Raw genomic sequence first — 19,843 nt, forward strand, 5'->3', positions numbered from 1 at the left:
GTAACTACTTGTTTTTGGTATATTAAATTTACTTGGACATTTAGACGTCTAGATGTTTATATAGTTAAAAACAAAATACGGAGAAAATCTTATGCGCCTTGAATCACTCGCTTTACACCACGGTTATCGACCTGAGGCACCGCAGCGTGCGGCCGCTGTACCGATTTACCAAAGCACGTCATTTACCTTTGACAATACTCAGCATGGCGCGGATTTATTTGATCTGAAGGTCGAAGGCAACATTTACTCGCGCATTATGAACCCAACGAATGCAGTCCTTGAGGAGCGGCTTGCCGCGATTGAAGGCGGCATCGCGGCACTCGCGCTGGGCTCCGGGATGGCGGCGATTACCTATACCATTCAGACCCTGGCCCGCGCGGGCGACAATATTGTGAGCATCAGTCAACTGTATGGTGGCACCTACAACCTGTTTGCGCATTCATTACCACAGCAGGGGATTGATGTGCGGTTCGCCAGCCATGATGACTACGCCGGTCTTGAGGCGTTAATCGACGAACGCACCAAGCTGGTGTTTTGTGAGTCGCTCGGCAACCCGGCGGGTAATATCGTTGATTTACAGCGACTGGCAGATATAGCACACGCCCATGGCGTACCTCTGGTGGTTGACAATACGGTACCGACCCCGGTGCTTTGCCGGCCATTCGAGCATGGTGCTGACATTGTTATTCATTCACTGACCAAGTATATCGGCGGTCATGGCACCACCGTCGGTGGCGCGATTGTCGACGGTGGCCGGTTTGACTGGGCAGCCCACCCACAACGTTTTCCCCAACTGAATGAACCCGATCCTTCCTACCACGGCGTGGTCTACACCGAGGCACTGGGTGAGGCCGCATTTATCGGACGCGCCCGGGTCGTTCCGTTACGCAATACCGGGGCGGCATTGGCGGCGCAAAGTGCGTTCAATATTATGCAGGGACTGGAAACTCTTGCCTTACGCATGGAACGTCATTGCCAGAATGCATTGGCGTTAGCGGGCTACCTGCAGGCTCACCCGAAGGTGAGTTGGGTCAACTATGCAGGATTGCCCGATAATCGTTACCATAGTCTGGCTCAGCGCTATTGTCAGGGGCAGGGATCAGGCATTCTTACCTTTGGTGTGGAAGGCGGGCGCGAAGCAGGGGCCCGGTTTATTGATGCCTTGCAGATGATTCTGCGTCTGGTCAATATTGGTGATGCGAAATCACTTGCGTGCCACCCCGCGAGTACTACCCACCGTCAACTTGGGCCTGATGAACTGGCCCGGGCAAGTGTCAGCGAGGATCTGGTGCGGCTTTCAGTGGGTATTGAACACATCGACGACATTATAGCGGACGTTGAGCAGGCGTTAAGTCAGGTCTGAGTCGCCGGCTAAGCATGCTTAACCAGTTTCCCAGCAATTGCGCGCCGGCTTGCTGCCAGTCGGCCTGCGGCAATTGCGTGGGGTCATTATTAACGAAATACCCTTCAGGCATGGCAACCGTCATGCCTTTTTGCTGATCGCGCTGATATTCCCTGGCCAGGGTGTCGGCCTCGTATTCGACATGACCGAGTAGAAAAACATCCAGCCGACGCTCGTCGATAAACAGGGTGGGGCCCGTTTCTTCGGCGCTGAGCAGTGTTTTTAAGGCGGGCATGGGCAGGCTGGTGTCAGGCTTCGAGTAACGGGACTGTGGCAGGCGTACTGGATCAGCCAGCGAGCGGGTGAGTGGGTGGACTTCGACCCGTTGCGGGAACAGCCCGCTCAATTTGTCGGCACTACGCAGGGTGGCAACCTTATGCAGATGATGAAGAGCAGCATTGGCTGCCCAGCACGAATAAAAGCCGGGGATACCGCGCAGATGCAGATCACAGGTTAAGTGGGTGAAATCGGCCCAGTAACCGACCTGATTGTAATCAACTTGCCCTAACGGTGCGCCGGTGATGATCACTGCATCTAACTGGCGTGCGGCCAGCACTGCTTCGACATTCTGGTAATACTGCGCCATATACAGTGCGCTGGTATTTTGCGGCTGCCAGTTGGTGAATTTTAATAGTGAAATATGCAGCGACAAGGGGCTGTTTGCCTGCTGCAACAACCGCAGCCATTGCACTTCGGTTTCAGCTTTGTTTGGCATCAGGTTGAGCAAGCCAATTTTTAGCTGCGCGCCGCTAATCGGGTGCGGGCTGACAAAAGGTTTGCAATGCGGTGGTGTCGGAAAGAGGGATAATACGGCCATAATCAACATTCATGGGTGGCAAAGCTTGCTCATTTGGATACCCTATGCTGCTATAAGAAAGAAGGCAACAGCAAAGGTGACTTTTAATGGACAACGATTTACGACAACTGGCCCGCACCCTCGCACATGGCGATGACTTTGAGAGTGTGGTGCGTCCGTTATTAGCACTGATTAAGCGTGTCAGCGGATTGCCTTCAGTTTATCTGACATTTATCGACAAGAGCGCCGAAGAACAACGGGTATTATTTGCGGATAATGATTCGGCAATGGTCATCGGCGAGGGCTTGAGCGTTCCGTGGAAAGACACGCTTTGTAAGCGCGCACTTGAAGAAGGGCGCTATGTGACCAATGACGTTCCCGGCTGCTGGGGCGCGGTGGAGGCGGCCCGGGAACTGGGCATACAAACTTACGCCAGTGTTCCGGTGCACCGGGTAGATCGCGAATTGTTTGGGACATTGTGTGGGGCCAGCTCCGTTGATGTCCATGTCGATGAAAGTGTGGTCGAACTGTTGCACTTGTGTTCTGAACTGATAGCGCTGAACCTTGAACGTCACAGCCGTACCCTGCAAGCTGAGAAACGGGCGACTGTCGCTGAACAACGTTTAAACAAGGTCGACCTGGCCAGCCGTATCACCAGTGCCTGCCTTGCTGCATCTTCACTACGGGTTGCTGTGCGCGAAGTCAGCCAGTTGCTTGAGCAGGACACCGCCTGGTCTAAGGTGGATGCCTTTCGTGTCAGTGGCGATGCGCTGGATAATCTTTCAGACGCCAATGACCATAGCCAGTTTCTCGCCCAGCAAGTGCTGGACGGTGATCAGGGCGCCCTGCAGTTGATTATTAAACAGCAGGAACAGCCGATGCTATGGGCAGATGCGGAAGAGCAGACCCAGGCGCTGGTGATCTGTTCAGGCTCACAGGTTGAAGCGCTGATTTTAATTTTCCTGCAAGCCGATATAACAGACTGCGGAGACAGCCTGTATTTATTGAGTAGCGCAGTGAATTCGTTGTCGTTGCTGGCGGCGAAATTAGATGATCATGCGCGTCTGGAAGCGGCAAACCAGGTGCTTCAGCAGCATGCACTGCATGATGTGTTAACAGGGCTGCCAAACCGTCGTTATCTGATCGAAGCGCTGGACGACAAAATGAGTGAGGCTGAACGGCTCGAAACGCCGCTGTATATTGCCTTTATTGACTTGGACGGCTTTAAACAACTGAATGACGACTACGGACACGATGCCGGCGATATCTTTTTGCAGCGCTTCACGGAACGTCTGGTTGGGGTTTTACGCGGGCATGATTTGGTCGCTCGCTACGGCGGCGATGAATTTGTGTTTGTTGGTTTGGGTAGCCCCGATGACGATTTCAGCGTTGTTAGTGCACAATTGGTGAAACGGATTCGGGAGGCGACCAGCGGCAACTTCGAACTACCGGAGGCCGATTTATTTTACCGCGGGCCAAGTATTGGGGTAATCGAATGGCAGCCTGGCGACATGCACGATGCCGATGTCACCTTAAGTCACGCCGATGCCGCAATGTACCAGGACAAGCGGCGCCGCCGCGCTACCCCCGACGCGAACTAACGTGCGGGCTTCTCAGAAATATAGATAGTAATAGTCCCCCGAATGACTGCCTGGCCATCAGCCCGGTAGCCAATCACATCGACATCGAGGTCGCCAGCCTGCCATGCATCCTCTGCGGTGTGTGCTTCGATACGAATATCAGAGTCCGCTTTAGCGGTGTAATTCACCTGCATCCCTTTCGGAATCCAGCGCAAATGCTTGGGTATACTTGCTTCTGCGACCGCACCCATGGCCATCTCAAGGCCATTGCATAAGGCGATGGCATGTACGGTACCAATATGGTTTTGCACTGCTTTGCGCTTTTTAATATGCAGGCGGCAGAAGTTAGGCTGCAGCTCACTAATATAAGGTTTGATAGAGCGAAAGTAAGGTGCTTTGCGCGCAAACATGGCCGAAAAGACGCGCTTGCCGGCTGGAAATTTCTGACATTTTTCATAGAGTGCTAAAAGGTAATTGGATGATGCCATGGCAACGCGTCCCGTAGTCGATATGCGAGTGAATAAAGGTCACAGTATGCGGTTTTGCAACTGGTATGACAAGATGACCGGCGCCCATTCAGACGCCAAAAACTTGAAAAGGCAAAACTTTCTGCAAAGCTGAAGGGGATAACAATGACAATATAGCAGACGGGCTTAGCCTGAGAAGCTGATCAAGGGGGTTGGGTGCTCTGGGTTTTATCACTTCATATTATGACGCTGCTAATTTGGGTCGCCGCTGCTGTGTATATTCCGCTGGTCCTTTTACAAGTGGTGAGGGCTGGCCAGTCGGGTGACCTCGATGGCTTTGCGCGAACGCCTTCCGCCGTCGATTCCATTGCCCGCTTCGTCTTCACCCATATTGCGACGCCTGCGGCTGTGCTTAGTATTAGTGCCGGGTCTGCCGTTTTTCTTATTAATCAAAGCATACATTTTTGGCTGCTGGTTAAACTAACACTGGTGACCTTACTTTGTGCGCTTCAGGCTGGCTTGGGTCTGTTAATTATTCGCGCGGAAAGAGAGCAGTTTCGCGGTTTAAAAGCCTGCTCTGTGGTGGTGTTATCATTGTTTTGTCTGTTGATGCTGTCCATTGTCTGGATCGTATTGGCGAAGCCGGTTGAACCGGAGTGGTTTCCATGGACGCTGTAATCAGGAATTCAGGGTTTAACGTCGCGGCCGGTGGCTTCGTCGATATCGACGCCAACTCCGTATTCATAGACCAGGTGACCGCCAAGCACGCCTGTTGCGTTGATCAGCAAGGCCGTCAGGCCACTGATGTAAAGCCCCCACGGCATAATCAAAGCACTCGGATCGTCCCCCCAACGCAGCATCAGATTGAAGGCCGCCAGGCTGAGCAACATCACTGCGAGAATGCCGTGAGCCCAGGCGGTCACCAGGCGCCGAATAGGGCCCACGGTAAACAAATCAATCGCACCTGCGACGCCGGAAAGAGCACCAAAACCGGTGCCAATAGCAGCCAGCCAGAGACCCGCCCGGGCCCAGAAATAATCCTCGGTCCAGACATAGGCAATATCGGTTCCCAGCAACATTACCAATGCCGCAATTGGGAAGTGGATCAGCACCGGATGCACCGGATGACCGCGCAATGTGGCACGACTTTCGATTTTGGCAGTTGGCATAAAGGTGGTCACCCCGGGTTGAAGGTTAGCTTGTTGTTCAGGCCCATCTACTTGAGAAAAAAGGATTCTATATGCAAAAAAGGGTAGCAGAGAGCGGCCTGCTCGCCAGTTTTATGCTGACGGGGTGCAGTGGGCCGCTTTCAACACTCAGTCCGGCTGGTCCGCACGCGGCGGAGGTCGCCTGGCTGTGGTGGGGGATGCTGGCGTTTTCAGTGGTGGTTATGCTGGGCGTCTATGTTTTGTGGTGGCGAGCGATGCGCCGCTCGGGCGAGCATCATAGCGATGCAGTTGCGCAAAGGCTGCAAAACAGATGGGTTATTGCGGGTGGTGTGGCATTGCCGACGATCGCCATTAGCGTCCTCCTGCTATTTGGAATCCCGGTCGGTCATCGCATGCTTCCCATTGCCACAGACGGGGCCATGTCAATTGAGATTGAAGCACGGCAGTGGTATTGGCAGGTGCATTACCCCGATCTTGATGTGACCTTAATCGATGAAATTCATATTCCGGTCGATACCCCGGTCAATTTTCAGATCCGCAGTGAGGACGTCATCCATTCGTTTTGGGTCCCACGCCTGGGTGGCAAAGTGGATGCGATCCCGGGACGGGTTAATCAGCTGCGTTTACAGGCGAGCGAAACTGGTAGTTTTCAGGGACAGTGTGCGGAATATTGCGGTACTGGCCATGCATTCATGAAGTTTGTTATTCATGCGCATGACGCCGACGCCTACCGCACGTGGCAACAACAGGTTTCAGAAAGCAGGGACGACAGTCAATGAGTAAACATCAGCAGTTCGAAAAGGTGTGGGGAAATCTCCCGGGGTGGGGGCAGCTGGCGGCGGTAAACCATACCTCCATCGGTCGACGTTTTATGCTGACCGGAGCCGCTTTCTTTATTGTCGGCGGCGTGCTGGCCATGCTGATTCGCTCGCAGCTTGCCTTGCCTGCGCAGGAGCTACTGAGCCCGGACGTCTATGCACAGGTTTTTACGATGCATGGCACTGTGATGATGTTCCTGTTCGCTATTCCGATCCTTGAGGGAATGGCGATTTATCTGATCCCCAAATTAATCGGCACCCGGGATCTGGTGTTCCCGCGGATAAGTTCGCTTGGCTATTACTGCTATTTATTCGGTGGGCTTATTATTATGTCGAGTCTGGTACTGGGGATTGCCCCGGATTCCGGCTGGTTTATGTACACACCATTGAGCAGTTCGGAGTTTTCCTCCGGCCCAGGCTCGGATTTTTGGTTGCTCGGAATTACCTTCGTTGAAATCTCGGCGATGAGCGCAGGGGTTGAACTGACGGTTTCAATATTGCGCACCCGTGCACCGGGGATGAGCCTGAGCAAAATGCCGATCATGGCCTGGTACATTCTCGCCATGGCGTTGATGATTGTGTTCGGTTTTCCACCGTTAATTCTTGCCAGTATCATGCTCGAGCTGGAACGCGCGGCAGGCATGCCTTTCTTTGATGTGAGTGCCGGTGGCGATCCGATCCTGTGGCAACACCTGTTCTGGCTATTCGGACACCCCGAGGTTTACATTATATTTCTCCCGGCGGCCGGGATTATTTCGACCCTGATCCCGGTATTTGCCGGGCGGCCCTTACTTGGTTATCGCTGGATTGTGCTGGCGATTATTATGACCGGCTTTATCAGCTTTGGGTTGTGGGTCCACCATATGTTCACCATCGGCATTCCCGCTTTAGCTCAGGCCTTTTTCTCGATGGCCAGCATGCTGGTGGCGATTCCCACCGCGATTCAAATTTTTGCCTGGCTGGCTACACTGTGGGCGGGTCGGGTGACCTACAATTTGCCGATGTTATGGGTGTTCGGGTTTCTGATTGTCTTTGTTTGCGGCGGCTTAACCGGTGTCATGCTGGCGTTAGTTCCGTTTAACTGGCAGGTGCATGACACCCACTTTGTGGTCGCCCACCTGCATTATGTGCTGGTCGGCGGGATGTTCTTTCCGCTTATTGCCGGGTTGTATTACTGGCTGCCGCAGCTGTCGGGTCGGATGCCCTCGGAACGGCTGGGTCGCTGGGCATTCTGGTTAACCTTTATCGGCTTCAATGCGACCTTCCTGCTGATGCATCTGACGGGCTTGCTTGGAATGCCACGTCGTGTGTATAGCTATTCGGGCGGACTGGGCTGGGACTGGCTGAATCTGCTGTCGTCGGTGGGCGGCTTTGTGATGGCCGCCGGAATCGGCATGATTCTGCTCGATGTGGTGCTGCATTTTCGTTATGGCCGTAAAGCGCCATTTAACCCGTGGAATGCCGACTCACTGGAGTGGGCGACGGGCACACCTCCGACCCCCTACAACTTTGCCAGTATTGCAACCGTTGATAGTCGTCACCCATTGTGGAAAAACCCACAACTGGCAGACGAGATGGCTCAGGGTCAGCATGGTCTCAACGACATTGACCATGGGCGACGGGAAATTTATGGCACCGACGCCATTACCGGGAAACTGAAAGAAGTAATTCACCTGCCAACCAACTCCTGGTGGCCACTGATAAGTGCCGCCTTCCTTGCGGTGGTCTGCGTTTGCCTGTTAATCCGGGTGTATCCGGGGGCGATACTGGCAGCACTGCTCGCTGCAGGGAGTCTGTTGCGCTGGAGCTGGGAAAACGGCGGACACCCGGTGATGGCCCCCCTCAGCAAAGAGGAAAACCAGCGCGGAGAACCGCCTTTGAATTCGAGAACTCTCGACGGGCCCGGGCTCTGGGGAATGAATATCACCTTGCTGGCGGATGCTGCATTATATCTTTCGCTGTTGTTTGGCTGGTTTTATTTGTGGACCGTGTCACCGAACTGGGTGGTGCCTGAGACCTCAGCGATTTCCTTACCCGGGCTATTAGTGTCTGGCCTTTTACTTAGCGCGGGAATGCTCTGTTACCAACGCCTGGCGAAAAAGTTACGGGCAGGTCAGGACCAGGGATTACAAGCCATGCTCGCGCTCAGTGCTGGCCTTGCGCTGGCCCACCTGGCTGTGTTGCTGTGGTGTACGCTACAGGCGGAGCTTAATTTTCGTCAGACTGCGCATGATGCGGTCCTGCTGCTGATGCTATCGGTACAGATTTTTCACAGTGGGTTGGTCGTTGTGGTAACGGCGCTGCAGAGCTGGCGAGTCCGCTATGGCTATGTCAGCAAAACGTTACCCTATGAACCTATCGTGGTGCAGCCGCTATGGTGGTATACCTGCGCTATTTTCTGGTGTAGCTATGCAACTTTCCTGCTGTTCCCCCTGGCCTGGGGAGTGTCAGCATGAGAGTAAGCGCGCATCCGTTTCATTTCGTGGCCGGGCTGACCCTCTGGGCTGGCTACTTTGTGCTGCTCTACGGGGGAGTGTCAGTCGCCTGTACGCTGTTCCCGCAGGATCCCGTCCTTGGTCCCTGGACCTGGATTAACCTGTTTGTACTACTGCTTACTGTATTAGTCGCGCTGCCCCTGGCCGGGCTGGCCTGGGCCTGTCATCGCCAGACCGGCGAACACGCTACGCAGGAGCGTTTTATGCTGCGCCTTAGCGCGTTGCTGTATCTGGTCGCCGCCATTGCCACCCTGGTGGTGGGGCTACCGGGAGTGATCTATCCGCCATGCGTGTAACATGCTTAATCCTGCTGCTCTGTTTCGCGATGACGGCTCAGGCTTCATCTTCAGGCGATATCGTGTTTGGCGGTGAACTGCAACAATACCTGGCGAGCGCATTGACGCTTGGCGCGATCATTGGAGTTTGCCTGCTTTATCTGCGTGGCGCCAAACGAACGCCGGTAAAGCGAGGGCAGTTCTGGCTCTTCCAGGCGACCCTGGTGGTGACGATTATTACCATATTGGGGCCACTGGATGATTGGGCGGCACGCAGTTCGGCGTTGCATATGACCCAGCACATGATGCTGATGGTGGTCATTGCACCTATGTTTGCGCTTAGCAAGCCGCTGGCGCAGTTTTATGTGGCCTTTGCTAAGTGGGGCAAGCCGCTGTGGGACGAGTTATTTAAAGTCACCCGATACCCGATGGTCTGCGCCTATTTACATGGGTTCATGATCTGGTTCTGGCATATCCCTGTGTTCTATATGCTGGCGCTGGATAACCCGTGGATTCACGGACTGGAGCACCTTTGCTTTTTAGTCACCGCGGTCTGGTTCTGGTGGGCGTGTCTCTATGCATCACCGCGCAAGACGCCGTTTGCCTTGTTAGCCTTGCTGCTGACTCTTATGCACACTGGCTTTTTGGGGGCACTGTTGACCTTTGCCGGTAGTCCTTTATATGGCGAAGCCCGACACCTTGGGGATCAGCAACTGGCAGGATTGCTAATGTGGGTTTTAGGCGGTATCCCTTATATTGCTGCGTCGCTATGGGCTGGCAACCGTTGGTACAAGCATTTGCAACGCCGTATAGCGAATGCCTGAAGCAAAAAAGGACAACTATTGACGTAGCACAAAGTTTCGCTGCACTCGCCAGCAGCTGGGCTCTCAAGCTTGATCTTCCACAATATTTTCTTGCTGCATAGGTTCAGACTAGCTCCAGTACCTTGTTAGTTAGTTGTCCTTATGGAGAGAGAATATGAAAGCTTCTGTGTTAGCAGTATCCGCCATTGTCGCAATGAGTTCCTTTGCCGCCGAGGCTCAATGGGGTTTGAATGTAGGGCCTGTGTATGTGGGGCCGCAGGAATCCAGTTCCAACCTCAATGTGATTGAAGAGGTGGCGGGGCTGACGCCTGGTTCAACAGAGCTGGCGGTCAATGGTAATACTCAGTTAGGCATTACCCTGGACTACAAATTCAATCCTAACTGGGCCGTTCAGCTTATCGCTGCCACCCCATTTAGTCATGACATTGAGGTCAGCGGTTCAGCCATCGATGGCTTGCATGTAGGTAAAACCAAGCATCTGCCACCAACGCTGCTGGCCCAGTACCACGTGACCCGGTTTTCTGACCGCTGGCAGCCCTTTATCGGGGTAGGTCTGAACTACACCACCTTCTTTGATGAACAGGTAGATGGGCAGTTGAGCGGTGCTCTGGACAGTTTAGGGGTGACCCAGAGTACTGATGATGTTTCTTTGACGTTATCAGATTCCTGGGGGCTGGCGCTGCAGGCTGGGGTTAATGTTCAGTTGACAGAAAACCTTGGCATCCACGCGATGGTCAGTCAAATGAATATAGCGACCACGGGGCGGGTGCGGGTGAACGGCACCACGGTTCAACGCGTGGCGGTGGATATTGATCCGCTGGTCACCATGGTCGGGGTTCGCTGGCTGTTTTAATTGGCTGTAAAGAAACTTGCGAAGCAGGGCGATTACGCTATAGCTAAGAATGAGCTGATTGCCCTTAATCTATGTCGTTAAGCCCTGCTACTAAGGAGGTTTCTGATGCCACAGGCCTGGAGTGATAAAGACGAACGCCAGTACCAGCATGTTAAAAGTAGTGAACGTAAACGTGGGAAAAGTAACGCCGATGCTGAAGAAATTGCAGCGCGGACGGTAAACCAGCAGCGCCAGCAGGAAGGGCGTAGCGAGAGCAAGCATACTAAAGGCACTGGCAACCCGAATACGCCGCTTGAAGAGCGAACTAAGCAGCAGTTGTATAACCGTGCGACGGAGCTGTCGATTAAAGGGCGAAGTTCAATGAACAAAGATAAACTTATCGCAGCGATTCGACAGCGTCAGTGATCATGCGGCAAAGTATGTATAATACCCCGGTCTGAGTACTGGGGTTTTTTTATGCGGATTGCGTTCTTTGATTCAGGAATTGGCGGTTTGACTGTGCTTGCCGAAGCGCAGCGACAACAACCGGCGCACGAGTATCTGTACTATGCAGATTCTGAGCATGCACCCTATGGGGCTAAACCTGCGGCAGAGGTGCGTGACCGTGTCCTGCAGGCAGCTGACTTTCTTGCCGGGCAGCAGCTTGATGCGCTGGTGATTGCCTGCAATACCGCCACCTCGGTTTGCATTAAAGAGTTGCGTTCGCGCTTTTCTTTTCCGGTGATTGGCATGGAGCCGGCGGTTAAACCAGCGTTGCAGCGGGCGAGTAAGAAACGGGTGATGGTGATGGCTACCTCGTTAACGCTGCAGGAAAGTAAATTAAGTCAATTATTGCAACGCTTAGATGGCAGTGAACAAACAGACAAGCTGGCGATGGATATGCTGGTTACTTTCGCTGAGCAGCAGACATTTGATTCACCCGAGGTTACCCGGTATTTGCAGCATCAGTTGAGCCACTACCGCTTAGCGGACTATTCAGCAGTGGTTCTTGGCTGTACCCATTTTATTTATTTTCGGAATGCATTGCAGACGATGGTAGGGGACAGCGTAAGCCTGATTGATGGCAATCAGGGGACGGTTAAACAGTTATTCGCGCTGTTGCAACAGACCAACGATGAGCACTCGCAGCACAGCAAGCTGAGACGAGAGGGAGCGGCGCCACTGCGTGTGTTCCGTTCAGGAATTGAGCAGCCGTTGGCGCCTTATCTTGAATTACTTCGCCGCTGTATGTGACTTTCTGCCAGCAGGGCGACGTGAGCGGTTTGCCTGATTTGGCTTTGGCTCTGGTTTCTTACCCGGGCCAGCTAATGAAACCGCGGTAAATTCAGTTTTGTACGGGGTCATATCAGCCAGTTCAAGCGTCTGGTCACTGAATTTCTCAATCGCCCGTAACTGGCGGATTTCATCTTCCATCACCAATGACAGAGCATGCCCGGTTGCGCCGGCGCGACCCGTACGACCAATGCGGTGAACATAGTCTTCTGCAATTTGCGGTAGCTCGTAATTAATGACGTAAGGTAGCTGGTCAATATCAAGGCCGCGAGCGGCAATATCGGTTGCGACCAGGACCTGGACGCCGCCAGCTTTAAAGTCAGCCAGTGCTTTGGTACGTGCACCCTGGCTTTTATTGCCGTGAATAGCTGCGGCCAGAATACCGTCGTTTTCAAGTTGACGGGTAAGCCGGTTGGCACCGTGTTTGGTACGGGTAAAGACCAGTACCTGAGGCAGATTCAGTTCACGCAGCAGGGTAATAAGCAGTTTGCTTTTCTGGCTTTTGGTGACTGGGTAAACACGTTGTTCGATACGCTCTACGGTTGTATTAGGCGGTGTGACTGATACCTCAACCGGATCGTTGACTAAGCCTTTGCCAAGGGCCCGGATGGACTCTGAAAAAGTGGCCGAGAACAACAGGTTCTGACGTTTTTTCGGCAGCAGCTTAAAAATGCGTTTAATGTCATTAATGAAGCCCATGTCCAGCATGCGATCCGCTTCATCCAGCACCAGCATCTCCAATTGCTCAAACTTAACCGCGTTTTGCTGATGAAGATCCAGCAAGCGGCCAGGCGTGGCAACCAGGATATCGACCCCTTTGCGTAAAGCGATCATTTGTGGATTAATTTTGACCCCACCAAATACCACCGTCGAGCGAATTCCGAGGTTTTGGCTGTACAGACGAACGCTTTCACCAACCTGAGCAGCCAGCTCGCGCGTCGGGGTAAGAATAAGTACCCGCGTATGATTGCTTTTAGCTGACTTGCCATCTTTTAGTTTCTGCAGGATGGGAAGGGTGAACCCCGCCGTCTTGCCTGTTCCGGTTTGTGCTGCCGCCATGACATCGCGCCCTGCCAGAATAGGGGGAATAGCTTGTTGCTGAATTGGCGTGGGCTGAGTGTAACCCTGGGCGTCTAGCGCTTGCAGAATTTCCGGGCAAAGGCCGAGGTTTTTAAAAGTCATAGTGTCCTTGGTGTCGGTGGGGTGTTGCGCCGCGAAGCATACAGCAGGCACGCACAGCGCGCAAGTCGCAGGCAGATAAGCGCCGAGGGTCTATACTCGTTGCAGAGTCATTCACATACCCAGGATCAGGCAGGAGACTGTTATGGACAATCTTGCTAGGGTCAAGGCGGTGTATCAGGCGTTTACCCGAGGCGCCTTGACTGAGGTCGTTGAACAATTGCACCATTCGGTGCACTGGTATGAAGCGGAAAGCTCGCCATACGCGGACGGAAACCCTTATGTGGGCCCGGACGAAGTCGCTGGAGGCGTATTTCAGCGCTTGCAGAAAGATTATCCTGATTTGCAGATTTTAGCGGAACGATATTATGAGATGGACAATAAAGTAGTGGTTGAGGGCCGATATAAAGGGCTTCATCATGTCACTAAAAAGCCTCTAGATGCGCAGTTTGTTCACGTTTGGCAATTGAAAGATGGCCGTGTCAGCCAGTTTCGCCAGTTTACCGATACCCTTAAGTGGCGTCTTAACGCCTTTAGTCTGTAATGGATTCACTGGACGAATTACTGCACGCGATTCGGCGTTGTGAACTATGCCGGGCTCATCTGCCTTTGGGACCACGGCCGGTGATTCAGGCAACGCGGGAGGCGCCAATATTACTGGTTGGGCAGGCACCCGGGCGCAAAGTCCACGCCTCTGGTAAACCTTTTGATGACGCCAGTGGTGAACGCCTGCGCAATTGGTTGGGCGTGGATCGCGAGCAGTTTTACAATGCCCGACTCTTTTCTATAGCGCCGATGGGGTTTTGTTACCCGGGCACGGGCGGTCAGGGGGACCTGCCGCCGCGACCAGAATGTGCAGCGACCTGGCGAGACCCCCTAATGGCAGAGCTGACCAACAGAAAGATGACGCTGCTAATTGGTCAGTACGCTATCAACTGGCATCTGGCCGGCAGCTATAAAACGGTAACGGCGGCGGTTGCGGATTATCAGCGATTGTGGCCCGAGGTACTGGCTTTGCCACACCCGAGCCCGCGGAATAATCGATGGTTGAAACGAAACCCATGGTTTGAGTCAGAGATTGTGCCGCAATTGAGAGCACGGGTGACACACTTACTGGCTAGTACTAGCGGCATGTGAACCTGTGTTAATGCTCGGTAAAAGTTACTTCTGCTACTTGTTTGCAACTAGCCAGACTGCTAATTTAAGCCGCTTACAATAGTTTTTTCAGGAAGGAAAACGGTAATGAAATCAGTAAAAAAAGCCTTTTTACCGATGATGCTGCTGCTCAGCCTCAGTGCTGGTAGTACTGTGCTTGCTCAGCCAGTAGAGTCCACAGATTTTGAATTTACGCCTCCGAGCTTTCCACGTGAAGTGGGCGGGCAGGTTTTTCAGTATTTTTTACCCGCTGCGGATGGCTTTGCAGCGAATGTGAATCTGCAAATTCAGCCCTATGAAGGCAGCCTGGAAGACTACGAAGCATTAAGTGTGCAGCAGTTTGAGCAACTTGATTTTGAAATGATCGACCTGGCTCGTGGTGATAATGAGCTGGTATTTGAATATACCGGCAGTATGCAAGGGACTGAGTTTCACTGGTTTTCGCGGGTGTTGAAGGAAGGTAACTATTTTTATGTAGTCACTGCTACTGCGCTGGCGGAGCGTTGGGATACTGAGCGCGAGGCCCTGGTGGAGTCAGTTGACTCGTTTCGTCTGTAACTGAGGCGATGCATTCGGCACAGTGGTTAACGTTGTCCGCTAAGCCAGATTAAAGCCGATAAAATTAAAACCAAAAAAAAAGCCGACATCATGTCGGCTTTTTTTATTGGCGAAGGTTCGCCCGCTTAATGCGCGTTTAACGCTTCAGCGGTTTAAATTCGCGCTTGGTTTCGCCTGTGTACAGCTGACGAGGACGACCGATCTTCTGACCTTTCTCACCGAGCATCTCGTGCCAGTGTGAAATCCAGCCAACCGTGCGTGACAGCGCGAAAATAACGGTGAACATGCTGGTTGGGATACCAATTGCTTTAAGGATGATACCAGAGTAGAAATCTACGTTCGGGTAAAGTTTCTTCTCTACGAAGTACTCATCTTCAAGGGCAATTCGTTCAAGTTCCATTGCAACGTCTAATAATGGATCTTCAACTTTCAGCTCTTTCAGAACCTCATGACAGCTATCGCGCATTACCGTGGCACGCGGGTCAAAGTTTTTATAAACACGGTGACCAAAACCCATCAGACGGAACGGGTCATTTTTATCTTTTGCGCGCTCAATGAATTCTGGAATACGGTCAACTGAACCGATTTCAGCCAGCATTTTCAGACAGGCTTCATTGGCACCACCATGAGCGGGACCCCACAACGAGGCAACACCAGCTGCAATACAGGCGTACGGGTTGGCGCCTGAAGAACCTGCTAAACGAACGGTCGAGGTTGACGCGTTCTGTTCGTGGTCAGCATGCAGAGTGAAAATACGGTCCATGGCTTTGGAGATAACCGGGCTGATTTCGTAGTCTTCAGCGGGTACCGAGAACATCATGTTAAGGAAGTTCTCTGAGTAGCTCAGCTCATTTTTAGGATATACGAAAGGCTGACCGATACTGTGCTTGTAGCACATTGCAGCGATAGTCGGCATTTTCGCGATCAGGCGATAGGCGCTACGGATGCGCTGTTCAGAGTCTGAGATATCCAAATCATCATGGTAGAAAGAAGAGAGCGCCCCAACAATTGCGCAAAGCATCGCCATTGGATGAGAGTCACGACGGAAGCCATTGAAAAAGTTATGAATTCCCTGATGTACCATGGTGTGGTGGGTAATCGTCTTTTCGAATTCGTCAAACTGCTCTTTGGTTGGCGCTTCGCCGTGAATGAGCATGTAGCAAACTTCAAGGTAATCGGCCTGCGTTGCTAATTCATCAATAGGGTAGCCGCGGTGCAACAAGACACCTTTATCACCATCAATGTAGGTGATTTTAGATTCACATGAGCCAGTCGCTAAAAAGCCTGGGTCGAATGTGAAGTAGCCGTGTTTGCCAAGTGTACGTACGTCAACAACATCGTAGCCTGCAGTTGGGGACAGTACGGGTAGCTCAATGCTCTTACCGTCGATTTGCAGGGTGGCTTTACGGTCAGCCATAAGGAAATCTCCTTGCTTTTGTTAGGGTCCGAAATGATTTCGAATCAAAAAAGTGCGCTAGTTTTACTCGATCCGGGGGGCATTTGTCAATTTAGGGTAAACGCCCGTTTAGAATGTTTTCGCCAGTTTGGGCGTCGGATATGCCGTTTTCATCCTTTAGTAGCGGGTATATACGTATGGTATGAATTTTTTGGATTGTAATGATCGACTTTAGTCGTAGATAGCAGCAAAAACCAGGAGCAGCCCCCCTAAAAACTGTACGCCGAGGATTAAAAAACTGATGGGATAGGGGAATTGTAATTGTAAGCGCTGCTGGATATACTTTGCGGACCTTCATTTATGTGCTTTTAATAAGGCAACAATCGTGAAAAAACAAAGACCTGTTAATTTAGAACTTAACACAATAAGTTTTCCGCCTTCAGCGATTGCATCGATCCTGCACCGAGTCTCCGGCGTTATCATGCTGGTTACCCTGGGTTTTCTGGTGTGGTTGTTGGCAATTTCGCTGTCCTCTCCTGAAGGATTCGAACAAGCTCGTACGGTGTTGGCAAACCCGTTGCTGAAATTTGTGGTCTGGGGGATTCTGACCGCACTTGGCTACCACATTCTGTCGGGTCTGCGCCACATGGTGATGGACCTGGGTTACTGGGAAGAATTGGGCTCTGGCAATCTGAGTGCTAAAGCCGCTATTGTTCTGGCCATTGTATTATCCGTGCTTGCTGGAGTTTGGTTATGGTAAATGTTGCATCTACTTTTGGTCGTAGCGGTACGCACGACTATATCTTATTGCGCGCGAGTGCGCTTATTCTGGCGACTTACGCGATATTCATGGTTTGCTTTTTAGTCGCAACCCCGAATTTAACATTCGAAGCCTGGACAGGTTTGTTCGGTACTCTTTGGATGAAAGTTTACACCTTACTGGCGTTAACCGCAGTACTGGTGCACGGCTGGATTGGTATCTGGCAAGTGCTGACTGACTATGTGAAAAATTCATTTGGTCGTGGTGTATTGCAGTTCATTGTGAGCCTGGCATTGATTGTCTACTGGCTGACCGGCTTATTCGTGTTGTGGGGTGTATAAACATGAAAGAACTAGAATTTGATGCCGTCGTAATCGGCGCTGGCGGTGCGGGCATGCGTGCAGCACTGCAAATTTCGCAAAACGGCATGACCTGTGCCCTGATGTCGAAAGTATTTCCAACCCGTTCACATACGGTCTCTGCGCAAGGCGGAATCACAGTTGCACTGGGTAATGCCCATGAAGACAACTGGGAATGGCACATGTTTGATACCGTGAAAGGGTCTGATTACATCGGTGACCAGGACGCGATCGAGTACATGTGTAAGACAGGTCCGGAAGCGATTCTGGAAATGGAGAACATGGGCTTACCATTCTCGCGTTTCGAAAACGGCACTGTGTACCAGCGTCCATTTGGCGGCCAGTCGAAAGAATTTGGTGGCGAGCAGGCAGCTCGTACTGCGGCGGCAGCTGACCGTACTGGTCATGCGTTGTTGCACTTGCTTTATCAGCAGAACGTAAAAAATAAAACCACGGTATTTTCTGAGTGGTATGCACTGGATTTAGTTAAGAACCAGGACGGCGCAGTGGTGGGTGTAACCACCCTGAATATCGAGACTGGCGAAACCGTCTTCGTAAAAGCTAAAGCTGTCGTGCTAGCCACTGGTGGTGCAGGGCGTATCTTTGCCTCGACCACCAATGCGCATATTAATACCGGCGACGGTGTGGGTATGGCGCTGCGTGCTGGCGTGCCGATGCAGGATATGGAAATGTGGCAGTTCCACCCAACGGGCATCGCAGGTGCCGGTACACTGGTGACGGAAGGCTGTCGCGGTGAAGGTGGTTACCTGCTGAACAAAGACGGCGAGCGTTTCATGGAACGCTATGCACCGAACGCGAAAGATCTGGCTGGTCGCGACGTGGTCGCACGTTCGATGATGACCGAAATTCGTGAAGGGCGTGGCTGTGAAGGTCCGTACGGCCCGCACCTCAAGCTGAAGCTTGACCACCTTGGCCGTGATGTACTTGAATCACGCTTACCAGGTGTTTGTGATTTGGCGAAAACCTTTGCTCACGTTGATCCGGCAGAAGAGCCAATTCCGGTTATTCCAACCTGTCACTACATGATGGGTGGTATTCCAACGGACGTTAATGGTCAGGCATTGCAAGTCGATGCGAATGGTAAAACGACCCCGATTCAGGGTCTATTTGCCTGTGGCGAAATTGCCTGCGTATCTGTCCACGGCGCTAACCGCCTGGGTGGTAACTCGCTACTTGATTTGGTTGTATTCGGTCGCGCAACAGGCTTGCACCTGGCAGATGCACTGGCGGCCAACGTCGAAGCACGCCCAGCGTCGCAGAGCGATCTGGAAACTGCTATGGCTCGCACTGAGCGCTGGAATAATACCCAGAAAGGCGAAGACCCGGCACAAATCAAGAAAGACCTGCAAAACTGCATGCAGATGAATTTCTCCGTGTTCCGTGAAGGCGACGCGATGGAAGAAGGCTTGAAAGAGCTGAAAGAAATTCGTGAGCGTCTGAAGTTTGCTCGTCTGGATGATACCAGTGCCGAATTTAACACCGCTCGTATCGAAGCGCTTGAGCTGGATAACCTGATGGAAACCGCGTTCTCAACTGCGGTTGCAGCGAACTTCCGGAAGGAAAGCCGTGGTGCGCATAGCCGTGCTGACTTCCCTGACCGTGATGACGAAAACTGGTTGGTTCACACCGTGTACCGCCCAGAAAATGAATCGATGACGACGCGCGAAGTCAACATGGCGCCGAAGACTCGAGAAGCATTCCCGCCGAAAGCGCGTACTTATTAATAGGGGCTGAAGACGATGAAAAAATTGCAGTTTTCAATCTATCGTTATAACCCGGATGTCGATGCTAAGCCTCGCATGCAGGAATACACCTTAGAAGTAGACGAAAAGCAGGACATGATGGTGTTGGACGCGTTGATTATGCTCAAAGAGCAGGATCCAAGTCTGGCATTTCGTCGCTCTTGCCGTGAAGGTGTCTGTGGCTCAGACGGCCTGAATATGAATGGTAAGAATGGCCTGGCCTGTATTACGCCGGTGTCATCGCTGAAAGGCAAGAAAGTCGTGGTTCGTCCGCTGCCTGGTTTGCCTGTCATTCGTGACCTGATTGTCGACATGGAACAGTTCTATACGCAGTACGAGCGGGTGAAGCCTTATCTGATCAATGAAGATAAAACACCACCTGCGCGTGAACGCCTGCAGTCACCAGAAGAGCGTGCTAAGCTGGATGGTCTGTACGAGTGTATTTTGTGCGCATGCTGTTCAACGTCGTGCCCTTCGTTCTGGTGGAATCCAGATAAGTTCGTTGGCCCAGCTGGTTTGTTGCACGCGTACCGTTTCCTGGCAGACAGCCGGGATACCGCGACGGAACAACGTCTGGACGAGCTGGACGATGCCTTCAGTGTCTTCCGTTGTCACGGTATCATGAACTGTGTCAGCGTATGTCCTAAGGGTCTGAACCCGACCAAAGCAATTGGTCACATTAAATCGATGCTGTTGAGCCGCGCGGTCTAACTCACCGCCGC

Annotated in this window: 22 protein-coding genes; 17 read left to right on the forward strand and 5 right to left on the reverse strand. The window is 52.4% G+C overall.

The window, feature by feature from the left end; all coding sequences use genetic code 11:
- Positions 1-91 precede the first annotated feature (91 nt).
- Positions 92-1,363 carry an O-acetylhomoserine aminocarboxypropyltransferase/cysteine synthase family protein gene (locus tag CWE12_RS00265; protein ID WP_126787584.1) on the forward strand — a complete coding sequence of 424 codons (1,272 nt, stop codon included), beginning with the start codon at positions 92-94 and terminating at the stop codon, positions 1,361-1,363.
- Here the strand turns inward: CWE12_RS00265 and CWE12_RS00270 are convergent.
- Positions 1,326-2,219 carry a homoserine O-acetyltransferase/O-succinyltransferase family protein gene (locus CWE12_RS00270; protein WP_157981896.1) on the reverse strand — a complete coding sequence of 298 codons (894 nt, stop codon included), beginning with the start codon at positions 2,217-2,219 and terminating at the stop codon, positions 1,326-1,328. The genes CWE12_RS00265 and CWE12_RS00270 overlap by 38 nt on opposite strands.
- 86 nt (positions 2,220-2,305) lie before the next feature.
- Here CWE12_RS00270 and CWE12_RS00275 point away from each other — a divergent pair, with 86 nt between their 5' ends.
- The gene (locus CWE12_RS00275; RefSeq protein WP_126787586.1) at positions 2,306-3,799 is read left to right on the forward strand and encodes a sensor domain-containing diguanylate cyclase; all 1,494 of its coding nucleotides are present in this window, start codon (positions 2,306-2,308) and stop codon (positions 3,797-3,799) included.
- Here CWE12_RS00275 and CWE12_RS00280 read toward each other — a convergent pair.
- Positions 3,796-4,266, reverse strand: a complete 471-nt coding sequence (locus tag CWE12_RS00280) for a hotdog fold domain-containing protein (RefSeq protein ID WP_126787587.1) — start codon at positions 4,264-4,266, stop codon at positions 3,796-3,798. The genes CWE12_RS00275 and CWE12_RS00280 overlap by 4 nt on opposite strands.
- Before the next feature lie 195 nt (positions 4,267-4,461).
- Between CWE12_RS00280 and CWE12_RS00285 the strand changes: the two genes are divergently transcribed.
- Positions 4,462-4,923 (forward strand): CopD family protein, encoded by a 462-nt coding sequence (locus CWE12_RS00285; protein ID WP_126787588.1) that lies wholly within the window; start codon positions 4,462-4,464, stop codon positions 4,921-4,923.
- A gap of 8 nt (positions 4,924-4,931) precedes the next feature.
- On the opposite strand, the gene CWE12_RS00290 is transcribed toward CWE12_RS00285, so the two are convergent.
- The gene (locus tag CWE12_RS00290) at positions 4,932-5,414 is read right to left on the reverse strand and encodes a DUF2231 domain-containing protein (protein WP_126787589.1); all 483 of its coding nucleotides are present in this window, start codon (positions 5,412-5,414) and stop codon (positions 4,932-4,934) included.
- Between the two features lie 71 nt (positions 5,415-5,485).
- On the opposite strand from CWE12_RS00290, the gene coxB reads away from it, so the two are divergent.
- The 7 genes from coxB (at position 5,486) to murI (ending at position 11,912) form a co-directional block, all read left to right on the forward strand.
- Positions 5,486-6,193, forward strand: a complete 708-nt coding sequence (gene coxB / locus CWE12_RS00295) for a cytochrome c oxidase subunit II (protein ID WP_126787590.1) — start codon at positions 5,486-5,488, stop codon at positions 6,191-6,193.
- A complete protein-coding gene (ctaD, locus tag CWE12_RS00300; protein WP_126787591.1) occupies positions 6,190-8,688 on the forward strand; it encodes a cytochrome c oxidase subunit I in 2,499 nt (832 codons plus the stop codon). Before coxB ends, ctaD begins: the two co-directional genes overlap by 4 nt.
- Positions 8,685-9,023: a hypothetical protein gene (locus CWE12_RS00305; protein ID WP_126787592.1), complete on the forward strand. Its 339-nt coding sequence runs from the start codon at positions 8,685-8,687 to the stop codon at positions 9,021-9,023. The genes ctaD and CWE12_RS00305 overlap by 4 nt, the downstream gene beginning before the upstream one ends.
- On the forward strand, positions 9,014-9,826 hold the full coding sequence (locus CWE12_RS00310; RefSeq protein WP_241984098.1) for a cytochrome c oxidase assembly protein: 813 nt from the start codon (positions 9,014-9,016) through the stop codon (positions 9,824-9,826). Before CWE12_RS00305 ends, CWE12_RS00310 begins: the two co-directional genes overlap by 10 nt.
- A 154-nt stretch (positions 9,827-9,980) precedes the next feature.
- The gene (locus CWE12_RS00315; RefSeq protein ID WP_126787593.1) at positions 9,981-10,679 is read left to right on the forward strand and encodes an OmpW/AlkL family protein; all 699 of its coding nucleotides are present in this window, start codon (positions 9,981-9,983) and stop codon (positions 10,677-10,679) included.
- Positions 10,680-10,784: 105 nt separating this feature from the next.
- Entirely contained in the window at positions 10,785-11,084 is a 300-nt protein-coding gene (locus CWE12_RS00320) for a Rho termination factor N-terminal domain-containing protein (protein WP_126787594.1), read from the forward strand.
- Between the two features lie 51 nt (positions 11,085-11,135).
- Positions 11,136-11,912 (forward strand): glutamate racemase, encoded by a 777-nt coding sequence (gene murI, locus CWE12_RS00325; RefSeq protein WP_126787595.1) that lies wholly within the window; start codon positions 11,136-11,138, stop codon positions 11,910-11,912.
- On the opposite strand, the gene CWE12_RS00330 is transcribed toward murI, so the two are convergent.
- Positions 11,892-13,133, reverse strand: coding sequence for a DEAD/DEAH box helicase (locus CWE12_RS00330; RefSeq protein ID WP_126787596.1), 1,242 nt, complete (start codon positions 13,131-13,133; stop codon positions 11,892-11,894). The two genes, murI and CWE12_RS00330, sit on opposite strands and share 21 nt — an antisense overlap.
- A gap of 142 nt (positions 13,134-13,275) precedes the next feature.
- Between CWE12_RS00330 and CWE12_RS00335 the strand changes: the two genes are divergently transcribed.
- From CWE12_RS00335 to CWE12_RS00345, 3 genes are all read left to right on the forward strand, one after another.
- Positions 13,276-13,674, forward strand: a complete 399-nt coding sequence (locus tag CWE12_RS00335; protein ID WP_126787597.1) for a nuclear transport factor 2 family protein — start codon at positions 13,276-13,278, stop codon at positions 13,672-13,674.
- Positions 13,674-14,267, forward strand: coding sequence for a uracil-DNA glycosylase family protein (locus tag CWE12_RS00340; protein ID WP_126787598.1), 594 nt, complete (start codon positions 13,674-13,676; stop codon positions 14,265-14,267). The genes CWE12_RS00335 and CWE12_RS00340 overlap by 1 nt, the downstream gene beginning before the upstream one ends.
- Positions 14,268-14,372: 105 nt before the next feature.
- The gene (locus CWE12_RS00345) at positions 14,373-14,843 is read left to right on the forward strand and encodes a hypothetical protein (RefSeq protein WP_126787599.1); all 471 of its coding nucleotides are present in this window, start codon (positions 14,373-14,375) and stop codon (positions 14,841-14,843) included.
- Positions 14,844-14,979: 136 nt separating this feature from the next.
- Here the strand turns inward: CWE12_RS00345 and CWE12_RS00350 are convergent, their stop codons facing one another.
- Positions 14,980-16,260 (reverse strand): citrate synthase, encoded by a 1,281-nt coding sequence (locus CWE12_RS00350; RefSeq protein ID WP_126787600.1) that lies wholly within the window; start codon positions 16,258-16,260, stop codon positions 14,980-14,982.
- 364 nt (positions 16,261-16,624) lie between these two features.
- Here CWE12_RS00350 and sdhC point away from each other — a divergent pair, with 364 nt between their 5' ends.
- Genes sdhC through CWE12_RS00370 form a run of 4 tightly spaced genes read left to right on the forward strand, consistent with a single transcriptional unit; the run spans position 16,625 to position 19,832 of the window.
- Positions 16,625-16,999, forward strand: coding sequence for a succinate dehydrogenase cytochrome b556 subunit (gene sdhC, locus CWE12_RS00355; RefSeq protein ID WP_126787601.1), 375 nt, complete (start codon positions 16,625-16,627; stop codon positions 16,997-16,999).
- On the forward strand, positions 16,993-17,340 hold the full coding sequence (gene sdhD / locus CWE12_RS00360; protein WP_126787602.1) for a succinate dehydrogenase, hydrophobic membrane anchor protein: 348 nt from the start codon (positions 16,993-16,995) through the stop codon (positions 17,338-17,340). Before sdhC ends, sdhD begins: the two co-directional genes overlap by 7 nt.
- A gap of 2 nt (positions 17,341-17,342) precedes the next feature.
- A complete protein-coding gene (gene sdhA, locus CWE12_RS00365; protein WP_420836621.1) occupies positions 17,343-19,103 on the forward strand; it encodes a succinate dehydrogenase flavoprotein subunit in 1,761 nt (586 codons plus the stop codon).
- A gap of 15 nt (positions 19,104-19,118) precedes the next feature.
- A complete protein-coding gene (locus tag CWE12_RS00370) occupies positions 19,119-19,832 on the forward strand; it encodes a succinate dehydrogenase iron-sulfur subunit (RefSeq protein WP_126787603.1) in 714 nt (237 codons plus the stop codon).
- The last annotated feature ends 11 nt before the right edge of the window (positions 19,833-19,843 follow it).

The sequence above is a fragment of the Aliidiomarina sedimenti genome, from assembly GCF_003986955.1.
Lineage (GTDB): Bacteria > Pseudomonadota > Gammaproteobacteria > Enterobacterales > Alteromonadaceae > Aliidiomarina > Aliidiomarina sedimenti.

Bases quoted from the DNA above. Each gene is read 5' to 3' on its own strand.
- CWE12_RS00265 (WP_126787584.1), top strand. From the start codon at position 92: ATGCGCCTTGAATCACTCGCTTTACACCACGGTTATCGACCTGAGGCA.
- CWE12_RS00270 (WP_157981896.1), bottom strand. From the start codon at position 2,219: ATGGCCGTATTATCCCTCTTTCCGACACCACCGCATTGCAAACCTTTT.
- CWE12_RS00275 (WP_126787586.1), top strand. From the start codon at position 2,306: ATGGACAACGATTTACGACAACTGGCCCGCACCCTCGCACATGGCGAT.
- CWE12_RS00280 (WP_126787587.1), bottom strand. From the start codon at position 4,266: ATGGCATCATCCAATTACCTTTTAGCACTCTATGAAAAATGTCAGAAA.
- CWE12_RS00290 (WP_126787589.1), bottom strand. From the start codon at position 5,414: ATGCCAACTGCCAAAATCGAAAGTCGTGCCACATTGCGCGGTCATCCG.
- coxB (WP_126787590.1), top strand. From the start codon at position 5,486: ATGCAAAAAAGGGTAGCAGAGAGCGGCCTGCTCGCCAGTTTTATGCTG.
- ctaD (WP_126787591.1), top strand. From the start codon at position 6,190: ATGAGTAAACATCAGCAGTTCGAAAAGGTGTGGGGAAATCTCCCGGGG.
- CWE12_RS00305 (WP_126787592.1), top strand. From the start codon at position 8,685: ATGAGAGTAAGCGCGCATCCGTTTCATTTCGTGGCCGGGCTGACCCTC.
- CWE12_RS00310 (WP_241984098.1), top strand. From the start codon at position 9,014: ATGCGTGTAACATGCTTAATCCTGCTGCTCTGTTTCGCGATGACGGCT.
- CWE12_RS00315 (WP_126787593.1), top strand. From the start codon at position 9,981: ATGAAAGCTTCTGTGTTAGCAGTATCCGCCATTGTCGCAATGAGTTCC.
- CWE12_RS00320 (WP_126787594.1), top strand. From the start codon at position 10,785: ATGCCACAGGCCTGGAGTGATAAAGACGAACGCCAGTACCAGCATGTT.
- murI (WP_126787595.1), top strand. From the start codon at position 11,136: ATGCGGATTGCGTTCTTTGATTCAGGAATTGGCGGTTTGACTGTGCTT.
- CWE12_RS00330 (WP_126787596.1), bottom strand. From the start codon at position 13,133: ATGACTTTTAAAAACCTCGGCCTTTGCCCGGAAATTCTGCAAGCGCTA.
- CWE12_RS00335 (WP_126787597.1), top strand. From the start codon at position 13,276: ATGGACAATCTTGCTAGGGTCAAGGCGGTGTATCAGGCGTTTACCCGA.
- CWE12_RS00340 (WP_126787598.1), top strand. From the start codon at position 13,674: ATGGATTCACTGGACGAATTACTGCACGCGATTCGGCGTTGTGAACTA.
- CWE12_RS00345 (WP_126787599.1), top strand. From the start codon at position 14,373: ATGAAATCAGTAAAAAAAGCCTTTTTACCGATGATGCTGCTGCTCAGC.
- CWE12_RS00350 (WP_126787600.1), bottom strand. From the start codon at position 16,260: ATGGCTGACCGTAAAGCCACCCTGCAAATCGACGGTAAGAGCATTGAG.
- sdhD (WP_126787602.1), top strand. From the start codon at position 16,993: ATGGTAAATGTTGCATCTACTTTTGGTCGTAGCGGTACGCACGACTAT.
- sdhA (WP_420836621.1), top strand. From the start codon at position 17,343: ATGAAAGAACTAGAATTTGATGCCGTCGTAATCGGCGCTGGCGGTGCG.
- CWE12_RS00370 (WP_126787603.1), top strand. From the start codon at position 19,119: ATGAAAAAATTGCAGTTTTCAATCTATCGTTATAACCCGGATGTCGAT.